This window comes from Streptomyces sp. NPDC002232 (assembly GCF_042890295.1).
Taxonomy (GTDB): Bacteria; Actinomycetota; Actinomycetes; order Streptomycetales; family Streptomycetaceae; genus Streptomyces.
In genome coordinates, this window is the sequence record NZ_JBIARV010000004.1 from 770,902 (window position 1) to 796,070 (window position 25,169).

General features: G+C 74.7%; 22 protein-coding genes and 1 tRNA gene. 15 read left to right on the forward strand and 8 right to left on the reverse strand.

Annotated features, from left to right (window positions below):
• Positions 1-10 precede the first annotated feature (10 nt).
• The 9 genes from ACFYXU_RS21400 to ACFYXU_RS21440 are packed head-to-tail and all read left to right on the forward strand — an operon-like array spanning position 11 to position 13,489.
• Positions 11-520, forward strand: coding sequence for a hypothetical protein (locus ACFYXU_RS21400; RefSeq protein ID WP_389406799.1), 510 nt, complete (start codon positions 11-13; stop codon positions 518-520).
• Positions 517-942, forward strand: a complete 426-nt coding sequence (locus tag ACFYXU_RS21405) for a hypothetical protein (RefSeq protein WP_389406800.1) — start codon at positions 517-519, stop codon at positions 940-942. Before ACFYXU_RS21400 ends, ACFYXU_RS21405 begins: the two co-directional genes overlap by 4 nt.
• On the forward strand, positions 933-2,777 hold the full coding sequence (locus tag ACFYXU_RS21410) for a hypothetical protein (RefSeq protein ID WP_389406801.1): 1,845 nt from the start codon (positions 933-935) through the stop codon (positions 2,775-2,777). The genes ACFYXU_RS21405 and ACFYXU_RS21410 overlap by 10 nt, the downstream gene beginning before the upstream one ends.
• The gene (locus ACFYXU_RS21415; protein WP_389459244.1) at positions 2,777-3,148 is read left to right on the forward strand and encodes a hypothetical protein; all 372 of its coding nucleotides are present in this window, start codon (positions 2,777-2,779) and stop codon (positions 3,146-3,148) included. Before ACFYXU_RS21410 ends, ACFYXU_RS21415 begins: the two co-directional genes overlap by 1 nt.
• Positions 3,148-3,822, forward strand: coding sequence for a hypothetical protein (locus ACFYXU_RS21420; protein WP_389406803.1), 675 nt, complete (start codon positions 3,148-3,150; stop codon positions 3,820-3,822). The genes ACFYXU_RS21415 and ACFYXU_RS21420 overlap by 1 nt, the downstream gene beginning before the upstream one ends.
• Positions 3,819-5,153, forward strand: coding sequence for a baseplate J/gp47 family protein (locus tag ACFYXU_RS21425; protein ID WP_389406804.1), 1,335 nt, complete (start codon positions 3,819-3,821; stop codon positions 5,151-5,153). The genes ACFYXU_RS21420 and ACFYXU_RS21425 overlap by 4 nt, the downstream gene beginning before the upstream one ends.
• On the forward strand, positions 5,150-9,382 hold the full coding sequence (locus ACFYXU_RS21430) for a LamG-like jellyroll fold domain-containing protein (protein WP_389459246.1): 4,233 nt from the start codon (positions 5,150-5,152) through the stop codon (positions 9,380-9,382). The genes ACFYXU_RS21425 and ACFYXU_RS21430 overlap by 4 nt, the downstream gene beginning before the upstream one ends.
• The gene (locus ACFYXU_RS21435) at positions 9,375-9,971 is read left to right on the forward strand and encodes a hypothetical protein (RefSeq protein ID WP_389459249.1); all 597 of its coding nucleotides are present in this window, start codon (positions 9,375-9,377) and stop codon (positions 9,969-9,971) included. The genes ACFYXU_RS21430 and ACFYXU_RS21435 overlap by 8 nt, the downstream gene beginning before the upstream one ends.
• A 35-nt stretch (positions 9,972-10,006) precedes the next feature.
• The gene (locus tag ACFYXU_RS21440; protein ID WP_389459251.1) at positions 10,007-13,489 is read left to right on the forward strand and encodes a beta strand repeat-containing protein; all 3,483 of its coding nucleotides are present in this window, start codon (positions 10,007-10,009) and stop codon (positions 13,487-13,489) included.
• A gap of 23 nt (positions 13,490-13,512) precedes the next feature.
• Here ACFYXU_RS21440 and ACFYXU_RS21445 read toward each other — a convergent pair whose 3' ends face one another.
• Positions 13,513-14,226: a hypothetical protein gene (locus tag ACFYXU_RS21445; RefSeq protein WP_389459253.1), complete on the reverse strand. Its 714-nt coding sequence runs from the start codon at positions 14,224-14,226 to the stop codon at positions 13,513-13,515.
• A gap of 159 nt (positions 14,227-14,385) precedes the next feature.
• Between ACFYXU_RS21445 and ACFYXU_RS21450 the strand changes: the two genes are divergently transcribed.
• Both ACFYXU_RS21450 and ACFYXU_RS21455 read left to right on the forward strand, forming a co-directional pair.
• Positions 14,386-14,631: a helix-turn-helix transcriptional regulator gene (locus ACFYXU_RS21450; protein WP_055639523.1), complete on the forward strand. Its 246-nt coding sequence runs from the start codon at positions 14,386-14,388 to the stop codon at positions 14,629-14,631.
• Positions 14,631-15,146, forward strand: coding sequence for a hypothetical protein (locus ACFYXU_RS21455; protein WP_389459256.1), 516 nt, complete (start codon positions 14,631-14,633; stop codon positions 15,144-15,146). The genes ACFYXU_RS21450 and ACFYXU_RS21455 overlap by 1 nt, the downstream gene beginning before the upstream one ends.
• Before the next feature lie 12 nt (positions 15,147-15,158).
• On the opposite strand, the gene ACFYXU_RS21460 is transcribed toward ACFYXU_RS21455, so the two are convergent.
• Entirely contained in the window at positions 15,159-15,779 is a 621-nt protein-coding gene (locus ACFYXU_RS21460) for a phosphoribosylanthranilate isomerase (protein ID WP_389406811.1), read from the reverse strand.
• 145 nt (positions 15,780-15,924) lie between these two features.
• The gene (locus tag ACFYXU_RS21465; protein WP_389406812.1) at positions 15,925-16,773 is read right to left on the reverse strand and encodes a helix-turn-helix transcriptional regulator; all 849 of its coding nucleotides are present in this window, start codon (positions 16,771-16,773) and stop codon (positions 15,925-15,927) included.
• A gap of 155 nt (positions 16,774-16,928) precedes the next feature.
• Here ACFYXU_RS21465 and ACFYXU_RS21470 point away from each other — a divergent pair, with 155 nt between their 5' ends.
• Positions 16,929-17,708: an NAD(P)H-dependent oxidoreductase gene (locus ACFYXU_RS21470; protein WP_389406813.1), complete on the forward strand. Its 780-nt coding sequence runs from the start codon at positions 16,929-16,931 to the stop codon at positions 17,706-17,708.
• A 213-nt stretch (positions 17,709-17,921) separates the two neighbouring features.
• Entirely contained in the window at positions 17,922-18,428 is a 507-nt protein-coding gene (locus ACFYXU_RS21475) for a carboxymuconolactone decarboxylase family protein (RefSeq protein WP_389459259.1), read from the forward strand.
• A gap of 109 nt (positions 18,429-18,537) precedes the next feature.
• On the opposite strand, the gene ACFYXU_RS21480 is transcribed toward ACFYXU_RS21475, so the two are convergent.
• Together ACFYXU_RS21480 and ACFYXU_RS21485 are read right to left on the reverse strand one after the other, a co-directional pair.
• Positions 18,538-20,355: a glycoside hydrolase family 15 protein gene (locus ACFYXU_RS21480; RefSeq protein ID WP_389459261.1), complete on the reverse strand. Its 1,818-nt coding sequence runs from the start codon at positions 20,353-20,355 to the stop codon at positions 18,538-18,540.
• A 121-nt stretch (positions 20,356-20,476) separates the two neighbouring features.
• A tRNA-OTHER gene (locus ACFYXU_RS21485) sits at positions 20,477-20,596 on the reverse strand.
• 163 nt (positions 20,597-20,759) lie between these two features.
• Here ACFYXU_RS21485 and ACFYXU_RS21490 point away from each other — a divergent pair.
• A complete protein-coding gene (locus ACFYXU_RS21490) occupies positions 20,760-21,194 on the forward strand; it encodes a protein phosphatase (RefSeq protein WP_361392377.1) in 435 nt (144 codons plus the stop codon).
• Here ACFYXU_RS21490 and ACFYXU_RS21495 read toward each other — a convergent pair.
• Entirely contained in the window at positions 21,181-21,825 is a 645-nt protein-coding gene (locus tag ACFYXU_RS21495) for a YdcF family protein (RefSeq protein WP_389459263.1), read from the reverse strand. The two genes, ACFYXU_RS21490 and ACFYXU_RS21495, sit on opposite strands and share 14 nt — an antisense overlap.
• Positions 21,826-21,933: 108 nt before the next feature.
• On the opposite strand from ACFYXU_RS21495, the gene ACFYXU_RS21500 reads away from it, so the two are divergent.
• Positions 21,934-22,746, forward strand: coding sequence for a universal stress protein (locus ACFYXU_RS21500; RefSeq protein ID WP_389459265.1), 813 nt, complete (start codon positions 21,934-21,936; stop codon positions 22,744-22,746).
• Positions 22,747-22,818: 72 nt separating this feature from the next.
• Here the strand turns inward: ACFYXU_RS21500 and ACFYXU_RS21505 are convergent, their stop codons facing one another.
• Positions 22,819-23,844: a TolB-like translocation protein gene (locus ACFYXU_RS21505; protein ID WP_389459662.1), complete on the reverse strand. Its 1,026-nt coding sequence runs from the start codon at positions 23,842-23,844 to the stop codon at positions 22,819-22,821.
• A gap of 5 nt (positions 23,845-23,849) precedes the next feature.
• Positions 23,850-25,169 (reverse strand): MFS transporter, encoded by a 1,320-nt coding sequence (locus tag ACFYXU_RS21510; protein WP_389406819.1) that lies wholly within the window; start codon positions 25,167-25,169, stop codon positions 23,850-23,852.

Genomic DNA, 25,169 nt, shown 5'->3' on the forward strand with positions numbered 1-25,169 from the left:
AGGCGCTGACATGCCCGCCGGTGTGAACGTCCCCGTCCTGATCGGCGCGGTGCCGTTGTTCACGGTCACCAGCCTGACCCTCAGCGAGGGGTACCAGGTCGCCAGGATCGCCGGCAGCCGACTGGCCCAGCTGGTCTCGCCGACCACCAGGAGCATCGGCGTCGAGGCCGTGCTCGTCGGCCGGACCCGCCTCCTGTCGAAGAAGGGGCTGGAGGCGATGGCGCTCACCTCGCGCGCGTTGGCGGGATCCACCGCCCCCCTCATGAACCTGGCCGGCCTGCCGGTGGTGTGCGGGATGACCGTCAGCCTCGACATGCAGATCACCAGCCTCCGCTTCACCCAGTCCAACCAGAAGCGGGACGCGCTCGACGTCAGCATCAGCCTGGAACAGGTACCCCGCTCCAGCCTGACCGCCGTCCTCGGGGAGGCGCTCGACCTCGCGCTCGCCGCCGGGACCACCGCGATACCGGTCGTGAGCGAGATGCTCCCGCCGGACCGCCAGCTGGGAGGCGGGCTGTGAACGACGCGCCGCGCTTCCTCCGCCTGCCGGTCGAACCCGACCAGGGGCTTCCCCAGGTGTTCCGGTGCCCGGTGGGCGACACCGCGTACGACTTCGCCCTCTACGCCAACTTCGACGGCGGCGAGGACGACCCGCCCGAGACGCTCTACGACCTGACGGAGTGGGGCCGCGCGCCCCAGCCCCTGGATCCGGCGCCGCGGGGCGAGCCCCCCGGCCACCTGGTGCTCCGCGTGGCGGGTCCCGGTCCCGCGGGACCCCGCGTCCTCTTCCTCCGCAAACTGGTCGCCGAACCGGACCTCGTCCACGAGGCGGGCCCCCTGGCGATCCGCCTGGTCGAGGCGACGGTGGCCCGCGGAAACCTCAACGGGAGCGGCCACTACGGCTCCCGGATCGTGATCGGGGTGGCGCTGCGATGGGCGTGATCCTCTGGTACAAGATCGATTTCCCGGTCCTGCGCACGACGCTCTCGAGCGACGTCCGCAGCGGCAAGGTGCTCGCGGACGCCGAGATCGTGGTCACGTACGAGATCGGCCGGCCGGCGAGCTTCGACGTCACGTTCACCGACCTGCCCCTCGACGTGCACCAGCGGCTGGCCTCCGCGCTCGGGGACGGGACCGGCGCCGACGGCGGCATCGACGTCGACATCCACCTCGGCTATCTGGACGACAGCGCCTCCCGGCAGATCGTCCTCTCCGGCCGGGTCGAGGCCGTCCGGTCGGCGACCCGCTACCCGCCGCTCGGCATGCGCCTGGCCGGGTACGAGGAGGCCGCCCACCGCCTCCTGGCCCGGGTGGACCCGGGAACGACGCCGCCGGTGGCGAAGCTGTCGATGACCTGCGCCAACCCCGCCGAAGCCGTGAAGCGCGTCGCCGGGCTCGCCGGCGTGGACGTCGTCGGCCGGCCCGACCCCGACACCGGCGAGCGGGAGATCGCCAAGCAGGCGGTCAACGCCTTCGCCCTCCTGGCGGAGCTCGCCGCGCAGTTCGGTGCCGAAGTCCTCGTCCAGGACGGGACGGTGCAGTTCGGCAAGGCGGTCACGCACCCGCCCAAGGGTCCCCTGCCCGCCGTTCCCGACCTGGCGGCCCTGGCCTCCGCCCTCGGCGGCGAGGACTCCCTGGTGGTGCTGGGGAGCATGACCCCGGTCCGGCTCGCCGAGTTCAAGCCCGTGGACCTGGGACCCGTCGGCAAGCAGAACCTCCTCACCGACGAGGCGAACCCGGCCAAGGTGAAGGCCTTCGACTTCACCGTCCTCGGCCTGCCCCTCCTGCGGGCCGGCCAGCTCGTCGCGGCCGGTGTCCAGGGGTACGAGAACCCGTTCACCGGGTTCCGCGTCCTCCAGCTCACCCACACCTTCTCGCCGCGCAACGGATACACCTGCACCGGACGGGCCGTCGCCTTCGGCACCGACGGCGGCAACCGGCGTCTCAGCGACCTCGCCCGCAAGGCGAGCGCCCGTTCCGTCGCGGATCTGATCGCCGGCAAGATCCAGCAGGCCGCGACCCTCACCCCCTCCGTCGACGTCGCCCGCGTCGACAAGGCCAAGCCCGACGAGCGGGTGGCCGACCTGGAGAGCGGCCAGCGTCCCAACGAGGCCGTCGCCTCCCCGAGCGTCGACCTGGAGATCACCGAGGGCGAGGCGTTCCGCCACGACAAGCCGATCGCCTCGCCGTTCGCCTGGCACAAGGTGGGGCTCTCCGTCCCGGTCTACCGGGGCATGCGCGCCCTGCTCAACCAGGTCAGGGACAACCCCGACGACTCCGTCGTCACCGGCTTCGTCTGGTCCAACCAGCGCAGGATGGACCGCCCGAAGGCGAAGGAGGGCGACTGGTGGCTCTGCCTCCCCACCGACCTCACCATCGGGCCGCTGCCCGAACCCACCGGCAAGGGGGTCAACGACCTCATCGCCTCGGACGGCCGCCGGGTCGTGGAGGCCGTCGGCCTCAAGGTCGTCATCGGCGAGGACGCCTGCACGCCCGTCGGCGACCGCCCCACCGAGGGCGACGCCGAGGTCTTCCTGCTCACCCACAAGTCCGGCACCAGCCTCCGGATCGACGACCGGGCGGTCGAGCTCAGCCACGCGTCCGGCAGCGGCATGAGGATCGACGACGACGCTCTCGTCCTCCGCCACCCGTCCGGAAGCACCGTCAGGATCGCCGCCGACGGCGGCGTCACCGTCTCCGCCGGGGCGAAGGGCGTGGCCCTCACCTCCGGGGGAGTGACGCTCACCGTCGCCCAGGGAAAGGTGGCGATCACCTGATGCCCCTCGTACTCGTCCAGGGAGCCGTCATCGCATGCCTCCACCAGGGCCGGCTCACGCTCCTGACGGGCGACCCCCGGATCACCGTCAAGGAGCACGGCGTCGTCCTGGCCGGCCAGGAGAACGGCCTGGTCTTCGGCTCACCGGTCACCCCCGTGCCCGGCATGATCACGCCTTGCACCGCCAGCACCCCCGACGGACCGAAACCCTGCGTCGTCGCCCCGGCGACACCCGACGGGAGTGCGCGGAGGCTCACCGTCGGCGGGCTTCCCGTCCTGCTCGCCACCGCCCACGGGGTCACCGCGAGCGGCCTGGGTCCCGGCGTCTGGAACGTCACCGACCCCGGCCAGTCCCTCCTGGAGACGCTCTGATGCCCGCGAACGAACCGACCGCACCCCGGCCCGGCCCACCCGCCCGGGCATCCGGCGACGGACTCCCCGGCGGCCGGCCCGCCGACCCCTCCGGAGCCGGCCCGGCGCCGCCCGCCACTCCCGAGGCCGCGCCCGTCCCGTCCGCCCCCGCCACCCCCGGGGCCGCCCCCGCCCCGCCCGACCTCCGCCCCTACCTCGCCGGGGCCGTCCCCCGGGACGGCGCCCCCAGCCTCGGTCGCAGCCTCGCCCTCGACGACGGCGACCTCGTCCTCGACCCGGGCTCCCGCGACCTCGCCCTCGTCGTCGGCGCCGAAGCCCTCGGCCAGGCCCTGGAGCTCGCCGTCGCCACCCAGGCGGGCAGCGACCGGCTCAACATCAGGTTCGGCTTCGACCGGCTCGCCATCGGCGCCTACGCCCACGACCTGCCCACCCGCAAGGAACACCTCACGATGGAGCTCGTCCGCTGCCTCAGCTCCGACCGGCGCGTCACCGACGTGCGCGAGGTGTTCTTCGACGACGACCCCCGCTTCCTGGAGACGGGCACCGACCTCGACGCGGAGACCCGGCTGCGGAGCGCGGCCGCCGCACGCGCCGAGCGCCGCTCCACCGTCTACGCGGTCGTCGACACCGTCGCCGGCGCGGCCCTCACCCTGCGAGCAAGGGGCACCCCATGACCTCCGAGGAACGGTTCGGCGTCACCGAGGACGGATTCGTCGTCAAGGGCATCGACCGGATCGTCGCCGACCAGCAGGCCCGCGCCAGGGCCATGTTCGGCGACGACGTCGACCTCACCTCAGGCAGCGCGCTGCGCAAGGTCCTGGACGCGGCGGCCGTCGACACCCACGAGCTCTGGCGCGCCCTCGAAGCGCAGTACTACGCCGGGTTCGTCACCACCGCCCAGGGCCCCAGCCTCGACCTGCTGGGCAGGGACCTCGGCCTGCCCCGCCGCGCACTGCGCGCCCACGGCACGATCGGCCTGACCCTCACCCGGCCCGAGCCCGACCGGCGTTACGTGCTGCCCGAGGGCACGGTCGTCGAGACCGTCCCCGACGAGACCGCGCCCGACGCCACCGCCCTGGCCTTCCGGACCACCCGCGCCGTCACCCTCACCGCCACCGGCACCACCGCCTCCGTCGAGGCCGAGGCCGTCGTGCGGGGACCCGCCGGCGACATCGGCACCACGAGCAGGCTGCGCCTCGAACCCGCCTGGACGCGGCACAACCTCAACCTCGGCACCGCCGAGGTCACCCCCTTCGTCCAGAACGCCTTCGAAGGCGGAGACCTCGGCGAGCCCGACGGCGACTACCGGGCCCGGCTCCTCGGCGTACCCCGCACCGTCTGGACCCAGGAGGCCCTGCTCGCCCAGGTCCTCGACGTCGACGGCGTACGGGACGCGGCGGTCTTCGACCCCCTCGGCGGCGTCGAAGCCACCCGACGCGCCTACGGCACCTTCCGCTACGGCACCCGGACCTTCACCCGACCGCGCCAGACCGGCTCCCCGTACTTCTTCGACATCGTCGTCGCCACCGAACCGGGCTGGCCCTGGACCAGCGAGAACGACGCCGTGCCCGGCGTGTACGACCAGGTCCTGGAGGCCGTCGCCCAGTGGCGGCCGGTGTCCGTCTTCCCGACCGTCCTCGCGGCCAACCAGGTCGACATCGGCATGCGGGCCACCCTCGTCGTCGAGGCCGGACACAACGCACAGGCCGCCGAGGGCGCGATCCTCGACGCCGTGCGCGGCTCGGTCAACCGCCTCCGGCTGGGCCACGGCGTCCTCTACTCCGACATCGTCCTCAGCGCGCGCACCGCCGCCGGGGTCGTCGACGTGCAGAACCTCCGACTGCGGCGCTTCGCCCCCGCCTTCGGACAGACCTACTACGGCGGCGCCACCTACGGCGGAGCCCAGGAACTGTCGGCGGGCGAGAACCTCGTCCTCGCTCCCGACGAGATCGCCCGCTTCTCCGTGGACAGCTCCCTCGTCGACATCCAGGTCGTGGTCACATGACCACGACAGCGCCCCACAGTCCCCGGCCCTCCCGCGACGTCCTCGCCGTCATGGGGTCCGCCCTGCCCGCCCCGTACGACCGGGGGATGGAGCGCCTGCTCCTGCCGCTCGGCCCCCGCGAGGCCGGCACGATCCCCGTACCCGCCTACGACTTCGAGGCCTACCGCCGGCGGTACGGCCGTCCCCCCGAGCTGCCGCGCTACCTCCTCGCACCCGGCGCGGACGTCACCGCACCGCTCACCGTCCGCGTCCTCTACCGACGGAGCCCCTCGGCACCGCGGGAGCACGTGGACGTCACCGTTCCGGCGGGTCTGCCCGCCGGAAGCGCCGTCACCGTCCCGCTCCCCAGCGGCACGGCCGACCTCACGGCGGACCTGCGGCTCGTCGGTCTGCGCCCCCTCGACCCGGGCGGCACGTCCGACGACCTCCCCTGGCAGGTCACCGCCCTCCTCGGGAACCTGGCCAAACTCCTCTGGGTCATCGGGGCCGAGCACGAGGAGGTCGCCCGGCAGCTCCGCGACGTCGCCGCCCAACGCGACACCCGCACCGCCCACGGCGCCAGCCTGGACCTCCTCGGGCTCGACCTCGGCGCTCCCCGCTTCCCGCCCCGGCCGCACACCCCCGACGCGCACACGCTCGCCCTCTTCCACCTGGACGAGGTTCCGTCCACCGACCGGGACGACCCCGGCGCGCCCGACGCCGAGGTGACCGTGGTCGTCGACGCCGCCGCCCCTGGGGACACGGCCCGCCGGGGCACCAACGACGGCGCGCACGGCGGCCGCACCGGACGCTTCTCGCACGCCTTCGGGTTCGGGCCCGCGCCCGGAGCCGTCACCGTCCAGGACTCCCCGCACCTCGACCTCCCGGCCACGGACCCCTTCACCGTCGAGGCGGTGGTGCGGCCCGACCCCGACACCACCACGACCGGAGCGGTCGTCGCCAAGCGCGCAGTGCTCAACGCCCCCCGGAGCGCGGGCTGGGCCCTCACCGTCGGGACCTTCCGGGGCATCGACCGCAACCTCCGCCTCTCCCTCTCCGACGGCGGCCAGGAGGTCGACCTCTTCGCCGACCGGGACCTCGGCGACGGCGCCTTCCACCACATCGCCGGCGTGGTCGACCGCCAGGACGGGACGGTCACCGCCCTGCTGTACGTGGACGGCACGGAGGTCGCCCGCCGCGTCACCGGAGGCCCGGCCGACGCCCCCGAGGCCGGGCCCGACCGCCCCGGTCCGGCCCTCGGCGCCCTCACCAGCACCGCCGACCTGGTCATGGGCCGGGGCGTGGAACGAAGGGGTGACACCGACGAACCCGCCCCGTACCGAGGGGTCCTCGAAGAGGTCCGGCTGTCCCGGCGCGCCCGCACCACCTTCGAACCGGTCACCGGCGAGAGCGACGCGCGGTACCGCGCCCGGCTCCGGATCTTCCACCGCTGGCTGCTGCCCACCCCCGGCCACCTCCAGGACGCCGTCAACGAGGCCGTCGTACCGATCGCCGCCGCCCCGGGCGACCCCGCGCCGTTCGAGGTGCGCGAGCCCGACGACGTGGGAGTCAGCGGCGCGCACCCCGTGCGTGTCCTCCCCGGGACCGTCCCGCTGAGCCGGTCCCTCACCGCCGACGGCGACCAGGGCGCGACCGAGGCGTCCGCCGTCGGCACCGCCGCCCAGGATGAGCCCGACTTCGACCCGGACTGGCTGATCCGCCACCCCGACCTGCACGGCCTCGGCTTCGCGGGGGGCGAGGACAGCCGCAGGATGCAACTCGTCGTCCTGCGCGCCCTGGACGCCCTCGTCGCCCGCCTCGCCGCGCAGCCCCGGCCCCCGGACGGCACACTGCGGGTCCTCACGGCGTACGACCCCACCGGCCCCGGCCTGCACGCCGTCGGCCGGGCCCTCCTCCTGGACCACGACACCCTGGACACCGACCGCCTGGCCGCGCTCGCCCACGCGGCCGGATTCGGCTGGGTCGAGCACAGCCGGGACCGCGTCGTCCACGTCTCCCAGCCACGCGGCGAGGCCCTGCGCATCACCTCCGGCACCCCGCCGCCGACGGCGGGACTCCCGGACGTCAGGGAAGGGGAGAGCCTGGCCCTCGGCATCGAACCCGACCCCTCGGGCCTCCCCGAGACGCACATCCGCTGGAGCGTGCTCCGCTCCGGCGCGGGCGACGCCGCCCTCCCTCCCGAGCGCCCGGGCACCCTGCTCGCGCGCGCGGCGGGCGACGTCTCCGTCCGGGTCGAGGTCGTACGCCACGGTCACGTCGCCGCCGGCACCCGCACCCTCCGGGTCGGACTGGGCGACACCGCCCTCACCGCCGGGCACAGCATCAGCGGCACCGGCCTCCGCGACGCCACCGAGACCCACGACGCGGGTCCCCGCACGAGCGACTTCGACCCGAACATGCTGGACGTCCGCACCGACGACCTCGACGACCCGCCCGCACCGGTCGACTACGGGAAGGCCGACGTGCACCGGATGATGCAGCGCGTCACCTCCGAGGCGCTCGACCGGCTGCTCGCCCTGCTCCGCGGCACGCCCGGCGCCCTCACCGTCCTCACCTCGTACGTCCCCGCCGAAGCGGCCGGCGACCGGACCCGCGCCGACCTGCACACCCAGGGCCGGGCGCTCGTCCTCCACCACGCCGGCCTCACCGCCCGGGCGCTCGCCGCGCACGCCTTCGACGCCGGCTTCGACCACATCGCGGTCGCGGCGGGCACGGCGGGGGAGCCCGAGACGGTCCACGTCGCCGTCGCCGCCGGAGAGCAACCGGCGGTGCGCGGACCGGACGAACTCCTCACCGGGGAGACCGCCCGCTTCACCGCCGAACCCGCCGCCCGCCCCACCGCCGCGTGCTTCTCCGACGACGGCGCACACCTCTACCTCGCCGAGTCGGGGACCCACCGGATCACCGCGCTCACCCTCCGGAAGCCCGAGCAGGGCGGCTTCCCCCTCATCGCCCCGGCGGTCTCACGACCCGTCGGCCCCTTCCCCGGAGCCCTCGCGTTCGGCGGCGGACACCTCTACGTCGCGCACGAACCGCTCGACCGCGTCTCCGTCCTCGACCCCGTCACCCTCACCCCCGTCGCCCCCGACATCACCGGCCCCCGCCCGGCGGCCCTGGCGACCGACTCCGGCCGGCTGTACGTGGGCTTCGGAGGCGACCACCCCACCCTGCGCGCCTGTCTCCTGACGACAGGTCAGGAGACGGCGTCCCTGCCGCTGCCCGCCGCGCCGAGATCGATCGCGGTGCCCGCCACGGGTCCCTCCCTGTACGTCCTCGTGGACGGCGGCCTGTGGTGCCGGGTCGCACGCTCCACGCTCACCCTCGGGCAGACCGTCGCGACGGGAGAACCGGAGGCGGGAGCCGCGACGGTCACCCCCGACGGCGGCAAGCTGTACGTGCTGGGCCCGGGAACGGCCGGCGCCGGCGCGAGGATCCGCGTCTACCGCCCGCCCGCGGTCCGGCCCGTCGCGACGGTCGAGGACTTCTCCACGGACACCGTTCCGGCGGCCCTCGCCCTCAGCGGCGACGGCAGGCTGCTCTACGTGGCGTCCGAGGACCCGGCCCCCGAGGACGCGGCCACGCCGACCGGACGGGTCCACGTCGTCGACGTCGCCACCGACCTGCGGCTGCTCCAGGCCCTCAGCCCCGGCGGATCCGCCCTGGCCGCGAGCCCCGCGGGCACCCCGTACGACCCCTGCCTGGTCCTGGCACCCCGGAGGAGCGGCACGCTGCTCCTCGCCGACCCGGCCCCCCTCGGCGACCACCCGCCCTCTCCGCCCCGCCTCGTCACGGAACTGCCGCTGGGCACCGGGGCGGGAGAGCAGGTGCTCTGGTCCTCCACCCCGGACGACCACGGGGCCGTGTCCTTCTCGACGGCTTCCGGCCCCGTCACCACGGTCACCGGCGTGACACCGGGGCGTGCACTGGTCAGGGCGACGAGCCTGCGCGGCGGCGGGCCGCGCCCGTACCAGTGCGAAGTCCGGCTCAAGCGAAGGCTGAAGGAGACGGCGGGCGGCATCACGAAGGAGCAGTACGACCTGATCCTGAACATCCTCAACCGGTTCCATCCGATCGGGGTCGAATGCCGCACCGACCGGTTGCGCGTCCTGGCGGGCCTGAGGGCCGACGAGCCCGACCTGTTCCCCGTCTACACCTTCCCGACCTACCACCTGGCCGATCCCCGTACCTCCCCCTTCCTGCGTCTCCGAGAGGACGGACGTCATGGTTGAGCTCTACGAACCGAAGTTCCAGCACAAGGACTGGATCGACAACCAGGACCGCGTCCAGGCGGGCGGTGACAACGGCCTCAACGACCGGTTCCACCGGCTGGAGGACGAGTTCAGCGGCCTGGCGAGGAACCAGATCAACCCGATCATCCGGAACCTGACGAAACCGGTCATGCACCTCACGCTGGTCCCCGTCCTGGCGCCCAGTCCGAACCCCAACGCGGGAGGAGCGCCGCTGCCGGCCTGGAGCCAGGCCGTCGACATGGTCGAGAAGCCGAGCGGCCAGACGGAGGCCCATGGCTTCATGAGCATCGTCCTTCCGGACGGAGTCAAGGTGACGTCCCTGCTGATGACCGGACGCATCCCGAACAGCTCCCCGGCGGTCGTGAGTGCGGTCCTGAAGTCCCGCGAGATCAACAACAGCGGCGGATCGGTGACCCTGCTGACGGCCTCGAAGCTGGGTGAGGCGGCCCCGAGCCAGGGCGTGGAGATCACCAACGACAGACAGCGCTACTTCCTGCTGCTCGACGTCATGCGTGCCGACGTGAACGAGTCCGTGGCGGTGTTCTGCGTCCAGCTCACCTACGAATGACACGCGCCTCCGGCGCACGGGAAGAGGAGACGATCATGCCTGTACCGCCGCCCGATGAGTCCCTCCACGGTCGGAACGGCCTCGGCGGGTACGACCCGACGGAGCCTTACGGAGTCTGGGGGGAGTGTGCCGAAGGCAACGGCGTGCTCGGCAGCAGCTCCCTTCACGGGGACGCGACGCGGCCCGGCGGCGCCGGCGTGTACGGCGTCAACGGCCAGGCCAAGGGCGTCGGTGTCCTCGGAAGGGCCGACTCCAACGCGGGCGGCACCGGCGTCCTCGGCACCAGCCTCCGGGGCGTCGGCGTGTCCGGATCGAGCACGGGAGACGAGCCCGGGGTGCTGGGTGTGGGGGGCTTGGCCCCCGGAGTGAGCGGCACCAGCGCCCAGGCCCCGGGCGTGCGGGGGACAGGAGCCCTGGGCAGCGCCGGTGTGGAGGGCAGCGGGGACGCAGGTCCAGGCCTGCGGGGACTCAGCACCACCGGACCCGGGGTCTTCGGAACCGGTGGCGGGACCAGCCCGGGACTTCTCGGCATCGGGTCGACCGGGGCCGGTGTGTCGGGGTCGAGCACCGACGGCTCCGGCATCGAGGGCCATGCGAGCGGCGCGGGCGCCGGTGTGTCCGGGACGGGGGTGTCGGGCGCCGGGGTGTACGGATCCAGCGCGCAGACGGACGGCGTCAGAGGGGTGGCCGGCATCTCGGGCGCCGGAGTCCTGGGCACGGCGACCACCGGTCCCGGCGTCTCCGGCGCGAGCACGGCGGGCCCCGGGGTCCGGGGGAGCGGCGGCGGCACGGCCGCCGGTGTCCAGGGCCTCGCGGACACCGCTCCGGGCGTGTCCGGCACGAGCACGGCGGGCCCCGGCGTGTCGGGCGAGAGCGACCGGGGCGTCGGCGTCACCGGAAGGGGCGGAGGCCCGGGCGCGGGCGTCGAGGGCGAGGGCACGACGGGGCCGGGCGTGTCGGGTACGAGCGCGCAGGGGCCCGGCATGTTCGGGACCGGCGGATCGTCGTCCCCCGGGGTGCGCGGTGTCGGCTCGTCCGGCGAGGGCGTCCTGGGGACCAGTACGGGCGGAACCGGTGTGTCCGGTACGAGTGCTCGGGGGACCGGGGTCACGGGGAGGAGCGACGAGGGGATCGGTGTCACGGGCTCGGGCGGCGGGTCCCACCCGGGCGTCCAGGGCACCGGTACGAGCGGCCCGGGAGTGTCCGGCCTGAGCGAGCGGGGTCCCGGGGTCACGGGAACCGTCGACGGTCCCGGCGCGGGAGTCCTCGGCACCGCCGGTTCCGGCACGGGCGTGTCGGGGGTGAGTACGAGCGGCACGGGCGTGCTGGCCAGGAGCGGCAGCGGCACGGGTCTGACGGCGACGAGCGCCGAGGGCGTGGGCGTGTCGGGGACGAGCGACGAGGGGATCGGCGTCACCGGGACCGGTGGCGGACGGAACCCCGGGGTGCGGGGCACCGGTTCGGAGGGTCCGGGGGTGTCGGGGGCGAGCGCGCGGGGCGCCGGGGTCGCGGGAACCGCCGAGGGGCCGGGCGCCGGGGTGCTCGGCACCGCCGGTTCCGGCACGGGCGTGTCGGGCGTCAGCGCGGACGGGGTCGGCGTGCTGGCCAGGAGTACGACCGGCGCGGGTCTGTCGGCGTCCAGCGCGCAGGGCCCCGGCGTCGCCGGGACGAGTGGCGAGGGCATCGGTGTCACGGGAACGGGCGGCGGGTCCCACCCCGGCGTCCAGGGATCCGGCACGACCGGCGCCGGAGTGTCCGGCACGAGCGCCGAGGGCGTGGGCGTGTCGGGGACGAGCGACCAGGGGATCGGCGTCACCGGGACCGGTGGCGGACGGAACCCCGGCGTGCGGGGCACCGGTTCGGAGGGTCCGGGGGTGTCGGGGGCGAGCGCGCGGGGCGCGGGCGTGTCCGGTACGAGTGCGCAGGGGCCGGGTGTCTCGGGGACGGTCGACGGCGCCGGCGCGGGGGTCCTCGGCACCGCGGACTCGGGCACCGGGGTGTCGGGCGTCAGCGCGGACGGGGTGGGCGTGCTGGCCAGGAGCGTGACCGGTGCCGGTGTTTCGGCGTCCAGCGGCAGTGGCGTGGGTGTCGCGGGGACGAGTGCCCAGGGGATCGGTGTCACCGGGGCGGGCGGCGGCTCGAATGCGGGCGTCCAGGGCACGGGCACGACGGGCCCGGGCGTCTCGGGCGTGAGCGCTCAGGGCGCCGGGGTGTCCGGTACGAGCGCGCAGGGCGCCGGGCTCTCGGGCCGGAGTGACGCGGGGATCGGTGTCACGGGGGAGGGTGCCGGGTCCAACGCGGGCGTCCAGGGCACCGGTACGGCGGGCCCGGGCGTGGCGGGCCTGAGCGCGCAGGGCGCCGGGGTGTCCGGTACGAGCGCGCAGGGCGCCGGGCTCTCGGGCCGGAGTGACGCGGGGATCGGTGTCACGGGGGAGGGCGGCGGATCCAACGCGGGCGTCCAGGGGACCGGTACGGCGGGCCCTGGCGTGTCCGGGCTGAGCGCGCGGGGCGCCGGGGTCGCCGGCACCGTCGACGGTCCCGGCGCGGGCGTCCTCGGCACGGCGGGCTCGGGCACCGGGGTGTCGGGCGTCAGCACGGGTGGGGTGGGCGTGCTGGCCAGGAGTGCGACCGGCGCGGGTCTTTCGGCGTCCAGCGGCAGTGGCGTGGGTGTCGCGGGGACGAGTGCCCAGGGGACCGGCGTCACCGGGAGGGGCGGCGGATCGAACCCCGGCGTGCAGGGCTCCGGCGTGACCGGACCCGGTGTGTCCGGCACGAGCACGCAGGGCGCCGGCGTGTCCGGAGCCAGCGATCTGGGCGTCGGCGTCACCGGGAAGGGCGGCGGCGCGAACGCCGGGGTCGCGGGCAGCGGGGGCGACGGACCGGGCGTCCTGGCGACCAGCACCAAGGGCGCGGGCCTCGACGCACGCAGCACCCGGGGCGCCGGTGTCACGGCGACCGGTGCCACCGGCCTGATCGCGTCCGGGTCGACACGGGCGGCCTACCTGGACGGCGACGTCGTGGTCACCGGAACGCTGTCCGACAGCGGGAGCAGGACCAGGATCGACCACCCGCTCACCCCCGATTCCCACTACCTGGTGCACGCGGCCGTGCAGTCCCCGGAGCTGAAGAACGTCTACGACGGGACGGTCACCCTCGACGCGCGGGGCCGGGCCACGGTCGAGCTGCCCGAGTGGTTCGAGGCGGTGAACGAGTCCTTCCGGTACCAGCTCACGGCCGTCGGCGGCCCGGCCCCCGACCTGCACGTCAGCCGCCCCCTCGCCGAGCACACCTTCGCGATCGCGGGCGGCGCGGCGGGACTGCACGTCTGCTGGCAGGTCACCGGGGTCCGCTGCGACGGCTGGGCCAGGACCGCTCCCCTGACGGTGGAGGAGGAGAAGCCCGCCGGGGAGCGGGGACTCTTCGTCCACCCCGAAGCCGTCGGCCGCCCGCCGGAGTTCTCCCTCTCCGCGCGCGTCGCCTCGGAGAGCCGGGCCGGGACCCCGGCCGAGAGCCGGTAGCCGGGGGCGCGATGCGGAGGCGCTTAGTCCGCCGGGTCGGCGGTCCGCCGGGCGGCCGAGGTGTCGCGGCGCACCGCGAAACGCTCGGGCTGCGGGCCCCGGCGCCGGGCCACGACCCGGTAGCCGAACTCGCCGCGGGCGTCCGCGCCGGAGGCCGCCCGGACGCCGAAGCCGACGGAGGTCCGGTCCGTCACGTACAGCCCGTGAGAGGCCTCGTACTCCGTCAGGAAGACGTGGTAGGGCCCCTCTTCGGTGACCGCGGCGAACCCCGGGTCCAGGGTGATCTGCGCGCGGCCGTCGACGAGGCGCCCGAAGCCGAGGTCCTCGAACCAGTGCTCCGGCGCCTCGACGGCGTACAGGACCCGGTACGTCCCGTCGTCCATGCGGACGGTGACGCCCTTCGTGCCGTCCACCTCCAGGTCGCCGTTCACGTGCACCGACCCGTCGAAGTACCCGGCGTACCCCTCCTCCGAGTGACCCCACACCCCGATCGCGCCCTCGCCGTGATGGGCCTCGCCCTTCACACCGACCCCGTTGCCGCTCTCCGAGAAGCCGTGCACACCGGGCCTGGCCTCGCCCTTCCCCGTCCCCTTCACCCCCGTGCCGGACTCCTCGCAGACGGCGACCAGACCCGATTCGAGGCCACCGATCCGGGCGCCCACGGGGAAGGTCGAGCCCTTGGTCTCGAAACCGACACCGGCGGGCCCGACGGCCTTCCACTTGTTTCCGTCCGGCATGTTCGACCTCCGCATCGCCCTGGCACCGCACTCCGGGACCACTTTCACCCGCCCCCGGGCCGCGCCCGGTCCGACGCGCGCGGCGCGACCTGATCGGCCCACAGGGCCCCGGGCTCACCGATGTTGTGTACCTGCGTACGAATGTAGTACTTCTTATACATGAGCGAGCAGGTGCACAACAGGCTGGCCGTTGTCAGAGCGGAGCGGAAGGTGTCGCGCCAGGCACTGGCCGAGGCAGTGGGCGTCCACTACCAGACCATCGGCTACATCGAGCGCGGCCAGTACAACCCCAGCCTCGACCTGGCCCTGAAAGTGGCCCGGTTCTTCGGGCTCCCGGTGGAGGCGCTGTTCTCCCTGGAGCCGTTCCAGCCGCTCACCGACGAGGTCTACGGGAGGAAACAGTGATGACCGCGACGCGCTACGACCGACGGATGTACGCGGTGATGAACGACCGCCGGGCCGCGGCGGCCTACGCCACCGCGCCCCGCCGCCGGCTTCTGGTGGGAGCGCACATCGCGCTCACCGCCATCGGGGTGGGTGCGTGGATCGCCACGGTCTTCGGGCCCGGATACGGGCAGCTCGTGCTGGTCGTCGCCGTGCTGCTGCCCTGGATGGTGCTGACCGGCATGCTCAACGGATCCACCCGCGGACTGCTCGAACTCCGTGGCCGCATGCTCGACGAGCGCCAGCTGATCGAACGCGACCGGGTGCGCGCCCTGGCCCATCGCATCACCCTGTGGCTGCTCGTGGCCGTCGCGGGCGCCGTCGGCGCCTACGGGGTCGTGGCGGACGCACCCCTGGGGGCGGCCGTGACCCCGGTCCTCGTCGGCGTGCTCGCCGTGCACTGGATGATGCCGCTGTGGGTGGCGGGGCTTCGGGTCCAGGACGACCTGGGCGACGACGTCGGCGACGTGTCCTGAGACCCGCCGCGCTCAGGCCGTGCGGGGGACGGCCCGCTTCGCGGCGGTGACGAAGGTACGGATCAGGGCGTGGTCCTTGACGCCGGGCGCCGACTCGACGCCGCTCGACACGTCGACGCCCCAGGGCCGCGCCTTCTCGATCGCCTCGGCGACGTTGTGCGGTGCGAGCCCGCCCGCGAGCAGCCACGGGCCCTCAGGGCGGGCCGACGCGAGCTGCGAGAGGTCCCACGGCTCGCCGGAACCCGCGCGCGGAGAGTCGAGGAGGAGGACCTCCTCGCCGAGCGCGCCGACCCGCGTGTCCGGCCGGTCGCTCAGGGACGTGGCCCGCCACAGCCGGGGGAAGACCTCGGCCGCGGCCGCGAACTCCGGCGCGCCGTACGCGGTGCCGTGCAGCTGGAGGGCACCGAAGCCGAGCCCGGCCGCGAGGCGCGCGGCGTCGGCGGCGGGGGTGTCGTTGACCACGAGCACGGACAGGACGCCCGCCGGGACGTGCGCGGCGAGCAGCGCGGCCTTGTCCCGGTCGAGCCCGCGGACGCTCGTGCCGCTGATCACCAGGCCGACCGCGTCCGCCCCCGCGGCGACGGCCGCGTCGATGTCGGCGGTGGTCCCGAGCCCGCACACCTTGACGAACACGTGTCTCTCCTCTGCTGAGCCCGGCGCGGCACCCCGAGCCTACCGACCGTCACCGCCCGGCCGGTCGGCGCATGCCCGAGCGGTCGCACGGCACCCGCGGACCCGGCGCGATCGGCACCCGACCGCCCGGGGCGGACGCGGCGCGTCACTCCGGGGTCCGTGCCTCCACCGGGGGACGCGCGGCGTCGTCCGCCTGACCCAGGCCCGCGAGCAGGCGCAGCCCGTCCTCGGCGGGACTGCCCGGGGGAGCGGACAGCACCAGCAGCTCCGTGCCGGAGTCGTCGGGCAGCGCGAAGTTCTCCTGGTGCAGTTCGAGGAGCCCGACCAGCGGATGGCGGTACGCCTTGCGGCCGTGCGTCCGGGCCCGGACGTCCGCCCGTGCCCACAGGCGGCGGAAGCGTTCGCTGCCCATCGCCAGCTCGCCGATGAGCGAGGCCAGGCGCGGGTCGTCGGGATGCTTTCCGGCGGCCAGGCGCAGATGCCCGACGGCATCCAGGGTGCACGTCTCCCACTCCGCGTAGAGGCCGCGCTCGGCCTCCTCCAGGAAGATGTGCCGCGCGGTGTTCAGACCGGGGATGGGCCGCCCGTACAGCAGGTGGGCGAGCCGGTTGCCGGCCAGCACGTCCAGACGGTGGTTCATGATCAGCGCGGGCGCGTCGGCGACGAGGTCGAGCATCCGCAGCAGTTCGGGCCGCAGACGCCCGCCCGGTGTCCTCGCGGGACGCCGGCGCTGCCGGGCGAGCCGGCACAGGTGCCCGCGTTCCGTCTCGTCGAGTCCGAGGACGCGCGCGAGGGCGTCGAGCACCTGGTCCGACGGCTGGGTGGCCCGCCCCTGTTCCAGGCGCACGTAGTAGTCGACGCTCACCCCGGACAGGTGCGCGACCTCCTCACGGCGCAGCCCCGCGACCCGGCGGCGGCTGTCCGTGGGGATGCCGACCGCCACCGGATCGACCCGGGAGCGCCGGGTCCGCAGAAATCCCGCGAGATCGTCCATGGGCCCCAGTATGGCCGCGGCGAGGCCCGCGAAGGTGGCCCTGCCAGTACCAGGAAGACCGGTCCTACGGAAGCGGCGGCCCTGAACGACGGCGGCCCGGGCGACCAGGATCGAGGGCATCCGCACCGAAGGCATCCGCACCGAAGGAGTCCCCCGTGAAGACGCTCATCGTCCACGCCCACCCCGAGCCCCGGTCGCTCAACGGCTCGCTGAAGGACCTCGCGGTCTCCACCCTGGAGTCCGCAGGACACGAGGTCCGCGTCAGCGACCTGTACGCGATGGGGTGGAAGGCGGTCGTGGACGCCACGGACTACGGCCCCGCCGCGTCGAGCCCGCTGAAGGTCGCCCACGACTCGGGCCGTGCCTTCGAGACCGGCACGCTCACCCCCGACGTCCTGGCCGAGCAGGAGAAGCTGCTGTGGGCCGACACGATCGTCTTCCAGTTCCCGCTGTGGTGGTACGCGATGCCCGCGATCCTCAAGGGCTGGGTGGACCGCGTCTTCACGTACCGCTTCGCGTACGGCGTCGGCGAGCACAGCGACACCAAGTACGGCGAGCGGTACGGCGAGGGAACCCTGGCCGGGAAGCGGGCCCTGCTGTCGGTGACCGTCGGCGGCCCGGAGGCGCACTACGCCGCCCGGGGCATCAACGGCCCCATCGACGACCTGCTGTTCCCGATCCAGCACGGCATCCTCTACTACCCGGGCGTCGACGTCCTGCCCCCGTTCGTCGTCCACGGCGCGGACCGTCTCTCCGAGGAGGACTACGCGACCGCCGCCAAGGCGTACGAGCAGCGCCTGCTGACCCTGGAGTCGACGGAGCCGATCGCGTTCCGGCGGCAGAACTTCGGCGACTACGAGCTCCCCTCGCTGCGGTTGAGGGACGGCCTGGAGCCGGCGGGGCGCACCGGATTCGGCCTGCACGTCCGCGGCTGACACCGCCGGTCGGGGACCGGTTCGTCGCGGCCGGCCCGGCGCGAGGGGCCCGCCGTGACCTCGCCGTCGGCGGCCCCGCCGCCCGGATCCGCCGACCCGGCGAAATAATTCTCCGCGCTCCTGTCACATGCGCCCGCGCGGCTCCGTCAGTGGGGTGAAGACGCCGACGGAAGCGCCGGCGCCGCCCACCGCGACGGAAGACGGAGACCCGCCATGACCGACACCACCACCACCACCACCGCCTCGATCTCCCGCATGCCCGACCCGGGCGAGTTCGTGCCCGAGCTGGCCGATGTCAGTGCCGCCCTGTTCCGCGCCACCGGCAACCGCTCCGTACCCCGCACCACGGTCAACCTGATCCACCTGCGGGCGGGACAGATCGTGCACAACACCTACCTCACCGTCCTCAACACGAGCTTCCTGCGGAAGGCCGGGGAGTCCGAGGAGCGGATCACCGCGGTCTCCTCCTGGCAGGACGCCCCCTACTTCACGCCCGCCGAGCGGGCCGCCCTCGCGCTCGTCGAGGCCACCCTCCAGCCCGCCCCGCACGGCCGCGAGCGCGTCACCGACGAGGTGTACGCGGAGGCCGCCCGCCACTACGACGACAAGGGGATCGCCACGCTGACGATCGCGATCGGCCAGATCAACTTCTTCATCGCCCTGGCCCTGATCGGCAAGCCCCAGCCGGTCGCGTCCCTCGCCGACCAGCAGTGGGACTGACCACCGGGGCCCGACGCCACCGCGCTCGGCCCGCGCCGCCTCCTGGCCCGAACCGGCGGCCCGCCGGAGACGGCGGCCCCCCGCACCGGAGCGGGGGCGCCGGGCCCGTTCAGCCGTCCAGCGCCGCGTCCAGCGTCATCGCCGCGGTGATGAGCGCGAGGTGCGTGAAGGCCTGCGGAAAGTTGCCCAGTTGCTCGCCCGTCGGGCCGATCTCCTCCGCGAACAGCCCGACGTGGTTGGCGTAGGTGAGCATCTTGTCGAAGGCGTACCGGGCCTGCTCCAGGCGGCCCGCGCGCGCGAGGGCGTCCACGTACAGGAAGCTGCACAGGGAGAAGGTGCCCTCGGAGCCGCGCAGCCCGTCCGGGGAGGCGGCGGGGTCGTAGCGGTAGACCAGGCTGTCGGAGACGAGCTCGTCGTCCATCGCGTCCAGGGTGGACAGCCAGCGCGGGTCGCGCGGCGCGACGAAGCCGACGATCGGCATCATCAGCAGCGAGGCGTCCAGCACCTCGCTTCCGTAGTGCTGCACGAACGCCCTCCGCTCCGCGGACCAGCCGTGCTCCATCACCTGGCGCAGCACCGCGTCCCGGGCGGCGGTCCAGCGCGTCAGGTCGGCGGGGCGGCTCAGCTCCGTGGCCATCCGTACGGCACGGTCGAAGGCGACCCAGCACATCAGCCGGCTGTACGTGAAGTCCTGGCGCCCGCCCCGGGTCTCCCAGATGCCTTCGTCCGGCCGGTCCCAGTGCTCGCACAGCCAGTCCACCGCGTCGGCGAAGCGCAGCCAGCCGTCGTAGCCGGCCAGCTGCGCCAGGTCGCGGGCCTGGGCGAAGGCGAACACGGCCTCGCCGTAGATGTCGAGCTGGAGCTGGTCGGCCGCGCCGTTCCCGGCGCGGACCGGCGCCGAGCCGCGCCAGCCCTCCAGATGACCCAGCACCTCCTCCCGCAGGTGCGGGTCGCCGTCCACCCGGTACATGATCTGGAAGGGCTCGCCGCTGACCGTGCCACCGGCCCGGAGCCGTGCGCCCAGCCAGCGGCGGAAGGCGTCCGCCTCCTCGGTGAAACCCAGTTCCACCATGGCGCGCACCGACAGCGAGGCGTCCCGGACCCACGTGTAGCGGTAGTCCCAGTTGCGTTCGCCGCCGACCTGCTCGGGCAGGCCCATGGTGGCGGCGGCGACCGGCGCGCCCGACGGGGCGTAGGTGAGCAGCTTCAGGGTGATCGCCGACCGGTTGACCTGCTGCTGCCAGCGGCCGCGGTACCGGCAGCGGCCGGTCCACTCGTGCCAGAAGCCGCGTACCGAGTCGAAGGCGGCCGTGAGGGTGGCCTCGTCCTCCGGTGCGGGCGGCTCGGCGCCGGGCGCGTCGACGGTGAACACGGCGGCGGCCCGCTGCCCGGCGCTCAGCTCCACCAGGGCCCGGACGTCCTCGCCGTCCCGCTCCAGGGGGACGGCGCCGAGCACCTGGAGGTGGGCGGCGGCCGTGGCACCGGTGAACCGCGCGGTGCCGCCGTCGAGGTCCAGTCCGTGGGACTCCCTGCCGTAGTCGAAGCGGGGCCGGCACTCCAGCGCGAAACGGACCGTGCCCCGCACCACCCGCAGGACCCGCACCAGGGTGTGACGGTCGGAGGGCAGGGTCGGGTCGTCGGCGAGCGGCATGAAGTCGGCCACCTCGCCCACCCCGTCGGGCGTGAGGAAACGGGTGAGCAGCACCGCGGTGTCCGCCAGGTACAGCTGGCGCACCGTCGTGCCCGGCGTGTCGACGGTGATGGAGAAGTGGCCGCCGCGCTCGCTGTCGAGCAGCCTGCCGAAGACGCTGGGCGAGTCGAACCGGGGCGAGCAGAACCAGTCCACGACCCCCTCGGCGGAGACCAGCGCACACGCCTGGAGGTCTCCGATGAGCCCGTGGTCGGCGATCGGCGGATAGCGGTGCATCGGCGGCGTCCTCGCGGGCTCGGTCGGCGGAAGGCGGTCCTCAGGTCCACCCTCCGGCGCCCCGGCGCTTCCGGCCACCCGGCCCGCGCCGGTCAGGCCTGAGCAGCGGTCAGGCCGGCCGCGGTGCCGACGGGATTCGAACCCGCGGACGGATCGGGGCAGGCCCGCCCCCTTCTCCGTCAGTCGCCGTGGACGGAGCCTCGCCCACGGCGATCGCAATCGGCCGCTCTGCCACGGCACCGCAGCAAGCGGGGACGCGCCCCCGCCTCGGAGCGAGCGTAGGGACGCGTTCGGTCCCGGTCGAAGGGATTTCCGGTTTACCCCCCGGGGGACGTGCCCGCCTCCGACCCGCCCCGCGCGAGCGACGGCCCCCGCCCCGCCCGCCGCCTCGTTAGAGTCACCCGATGACCGACCCCTGGCCCGAGGACGCCCCCGGTGTGCTGCGCCTGCCCTCCGGGCGCCTGGTGCGCGGACGTGGTCTGCGGAGACCGCTGCCCGCGGGGCCCGCGCCCACCTTCGCCGTCCATCTGCTCGGCCGCCGTCCGCCGGAGACCCCGTGGCCGTCGGTCTGGCTCCGCTGGCCCGACTTCCGGCTTCCGGCCGACCGCGCCGAGGCCCGCGCGGTCCTCACCGGAGCCTGGGAGCGGGCGGCCGGTGAGCGCGTCGAGTTCGCCTGCGGCGGCGGGCGCGGACGTACCGGCACCGCCCTGGCCTGCCTCGCCGTGCTCGACGGAGTCCCGCCCGCCGAAGCCGTGTCCTACGTCCGGCGCCACTACGACGCCCACGCCGTCGAGACGCCCTGGCAGCGCCGCTACGTACGTGCCTTCACCCCCGTCTGAACCAGGCGGCACCCGTCGCCGGAGGACGCCGTCCCGGCGGCGACGGTCGGCGCTCGGCCGGGGTGAGCCGGCGCAGGGTCCACAGCCCGTACGCGGCCAGCAGGGGCTTGAGCAGCGTCCCCTCACCGAGGCGGTAGTCCTCGGCCCGGACGAGCCGGTCGGCGAGATCGGGCCGCCGTCGGCGCAGGTACGCGCGCGCCTTCAGCGCGTGCGCGGGCTGGGACACGATCACGATGCGCCGCGCGTCCTCGATGAGCGGCACCACCCGCGCGATGTGCTCCCAGGTGGTCCTCGACCGGTCCTCGACGAGGACGCGGCCCTCGTAGCGGAGGGCGGACCGCGCGTGATCGGCCATCAGCCTCGCCTCGGCGACGTCGCCGCCCACCGCCCCTCCGCTGAAGACGACCACGGTGTCGGCCCCGGCGCCGGAACCGACGGAGCGGAGCCCGGCGCGGACCCGCCACCGGTTGACGCGGTTGATTGACCCGGACGGGTTGCGGTAGCCCAGCACCACCACGGCCCGGGAACCGCCCCGGTCGGGATGGACCAGGGTCTTCGACCAGCGATGGTTGAGCCACTCGCCCCAGACCAGAAGAGCCGCCCCCGCGGCCGGTAACGTCCACGCTCGCATGGCGAGGAATCCTAACGCCGGATCGGCCCTCGGGAACCCCCTGGAATTGCAGCGACCTGCCGATCGGGCGAGGCTGAGAATCCGCACCGTGAAGGGGAGCATCCAGCCATGGGCAATCCGGTCGTTGTCGGGGTGGACGGCTCGCCGACGAGTCTCGCCGCCGTGGAAGCAGCCGCCGCCGAGGCGGCACGGCGCGGTGTGCGGCTGCGCGTGGTGCACGCGGACGTCCCGGTCAAGCCCCGGCACACGGTGCCGGACCCGGCCTCCCGGACGGTCGTCGACCAGGCGGCGGCCCACGCTCTGGAGGTCGCGCCCGGCGTCGTGGTGACCCAGGCCGTGGTGCGGGGCGACGTCGTCCACGTGCTGGAGGCCGAGTCACGCGACGCGGACCTGATCGTCGTCGGCTCCCGCGGCATGGGCGGCATCACGGGGCTGCTGCTCGGCTCCACGCCGGTCTCGCTGGCCGCCCGCAGCCACTGCCCGGTGATGACGGTCCGCGAGGAACACCGGACGTCCGGCGGCGCGGGGCCGGTCCTGCTGGGGGTCGACGGCTCCCCGGACGGCGACCACGCCGTCGACGTGGCCTTCGCCGAGGCGGCACGCCGGCACACCGAGCTCGTCGCGGTGCACGCGTGGCACCCCGACAAGGCCGCGCCCGGCACGGGCCCCGAGGCCGCGGAGCGCCTGCTGGCGCAGGTGACCGCCGGGCGCGCCGACGCCTACCCGGACGTCGTCGTACGGCGCGACGTGGTGGAGGGCTCGGAGCGCGAGGTCCTGCTGGAGGCGAGCGGGGCGGCCCAGCTGCTGGTCGTCGGCGCCCGGGGGCGCGGCGCGCTCGCCGGTCTGCTGCTCGGCTCGGTGAGCCAGGCCGTGATGACGCGTGCGCACTGCCCCGTGGTCACCGTGCGCGGGGCGGCCTGACGGAGCCGGTGTCGAAGCGGCTCCGGGCGGCGTGACGGATCCGCTGTCGGGGCGGCTCCGCGCCCCGGCCGGTCACTTCAGGAAGGCCGGAGCCAGTGCCGCCGTCATCAGACGCCTCGGCGCGCCCGAGCCGTCGGCCGGGACGCTGTAGAGGTCGGCGCCGAAGTCGCCCGGCAGGGAGTACGAGACGGTCCGGTCGTCGAGCCAGACCGCCTGGTCGTCCACGCTGCGCGGCTCGGCGAGCGCGGTCTCCCGCAGGGTGGCCAGGTTCAGGGCGTACTCGTGCCAGGGCGCGTCGGCCGGAGCGCCCGCGACGCGCTTCTTGTAGACGATCCGGGTCTCGTCGGGGGACAGCGACGGGCACTCGACGTTCTGGTGGAGCGTGGTGACGGTTCGGTCCGTCAGGTCGCCGCGCACCAGGTAGGTCCGGCCGCCGGTGGCCATGGTCGCGTAGAAGTGCCGGTCGTCGCGGGAGAAGGTGACGCCCCAGAAGTTGGTGTCGGCGGCGTGGTGCTCCTTGCCGTCCTTGACCACCCGGAACCCCTCCAGGGACGGGGTGAGCCGACCGGTCGTGGTGTCCAGGACGGCCGTACGGGTGGAGAAGCTCGCGCTCGCGTACGAGTCGCCGCCGACGAACACCGTCCAGGCGACGAGCCGGCCGGACGGCGACACCCGGGCGCGGGTCGGGATGCCCGGCAGCGGGTAGTGGGCCCGCTCCTTGAGCGCCGCGTCGAGGACGACCGCCCGGTACGTGTCGTCCACCGCCCCGCGCACGGCCTGGAGGCAGATGCCGGTGCCGCCGGCGGCGTGGAAGCGCAGGCACTTCACGCCGGACGCGGTCCGCGGACCGGCGGGGGCGCCGGCGGGCACGGTGACCAGCTCGTCGCGGTGCGGCCCCCACGCCATGTTGCGGAAGACGATCCGCCGGTCGGCGCCGGCCGCGAGGGAGATCCGCCCGGATCCGATCGCCGGGCCGCCCGCCTGCGGGCGGTCCTTCTCCGCCGCCCGATCGGCCGCGTGCAGCAGGGACGCGGCGGCGACGGCGCCGAGCACGGCGAGCGCCGCGAGCAGGACGAGCAGCTTGCCGCGCAGGGTCAGCGGGGTCATACGGGCGTGTCCTCCGAAGCGGTCGCGGTGGCCGGGCCCGTGGCCGGGCCCGGGAGGGAGTCGTCGTGGCCGGTGGGCCGCAGGGCGAAGGCCGCCGCGCCGCACACCGCGAGCAGGGCCGTCGCCGCGCCGGTCGCCCAGCGGTCGCCCCACGCGGTCCAGGCCGCGCCGAAGGCGATCGAGCAGCCGAACCGGGCGAGCGCCTGCCCGGTCTGGATCAACGCGAGCCCGGAGGAGCGCAGTTCGGCCGGGACGCGGCCGGCCGCCGCTGCCATCAGGACGCCGTCGGTCGCCGCGTAGAAGGCGCCGTGCAGCGCGAGGACGACGAAGGGGAGCGCCGGGCTCCGCCAGCCGCTGAGCAGCGCTCCGTACACGAGCAGCAGGGCGAGGTGGCCGCCGAGGAACATCCGCCCCCGGCCGACCCGGTCGGCGAGCCGCCCGAGCGGGACGGCGAGCAGCAGGAAGGACGCGGCGGTCCCGATCGGCAGCAGGGCGAACCACTGGTCGGAGACCCCGAGCCGTCGCTGGAGCAGCAGGAAGACGAAGGAGTCGCTGATCGTCGCGAGCCCCAGCAGGAAGGCGCACAGGGCGAGCCTGCGGACGTCGGGTGTCCGCAGCAGGCCGAGCGCGGCTTTGAGCGAGGCGCGCGGCGGGCCGTCGGGCGCGGGGGCCGTCAGGGGCCGGGGGCGCGACGGTACGAAGAGCAGCAGGACGAGCACGCCGATCGCGGCCACGCAGAAGCTGACGGTGAACACGGCGTCGTAGCCGTCCGCCGCCTGCCGGAGGATCAGGAAGGCGACCAGGGGGCCGATGAGCGCGCCCGCGGTGTCCATCGCGCGGTGCACGCCGAAGGCCCGCCCGCGGGACTCCTCGTCGGACGCCAGCGAGATGAGGGCGTCGCGCGGGGCGGTCCGCAGCCCCTTGCCGGTGCGGTCGGCGGCCAGCACCGCGCCGATCGCCGGCAGCGAGCCGGCCACGAGGAGCAGGGGCTTGCACAGCGCGGAGAGGCCGTAGCCGAGCGCCGCGACGGTCTTGTGCCGGCCGCCGCGGTCGGCGAGATGCCCGCCGACGAGCCGGACGAGCGCGCTGAACCCGTTGTACACGCCGTCGAGCAGGCCGAAGCCGAGCGGTGAGAGGCCGAGCCCGGCGACCAGGTAGAGCGGGAGGACGGCCGTGACCATCTCCGAGGACACGTCCGTGACCAGGCTGACGGTGCCGAGCGCGATCACGGTCGGGGCGACGGCGGACCGCCGCCCGGGACCGAGGTCCCGGGCGGCGGCCGTCGCGGGGGTGCTGCGACTGTCCGCTACGTACAC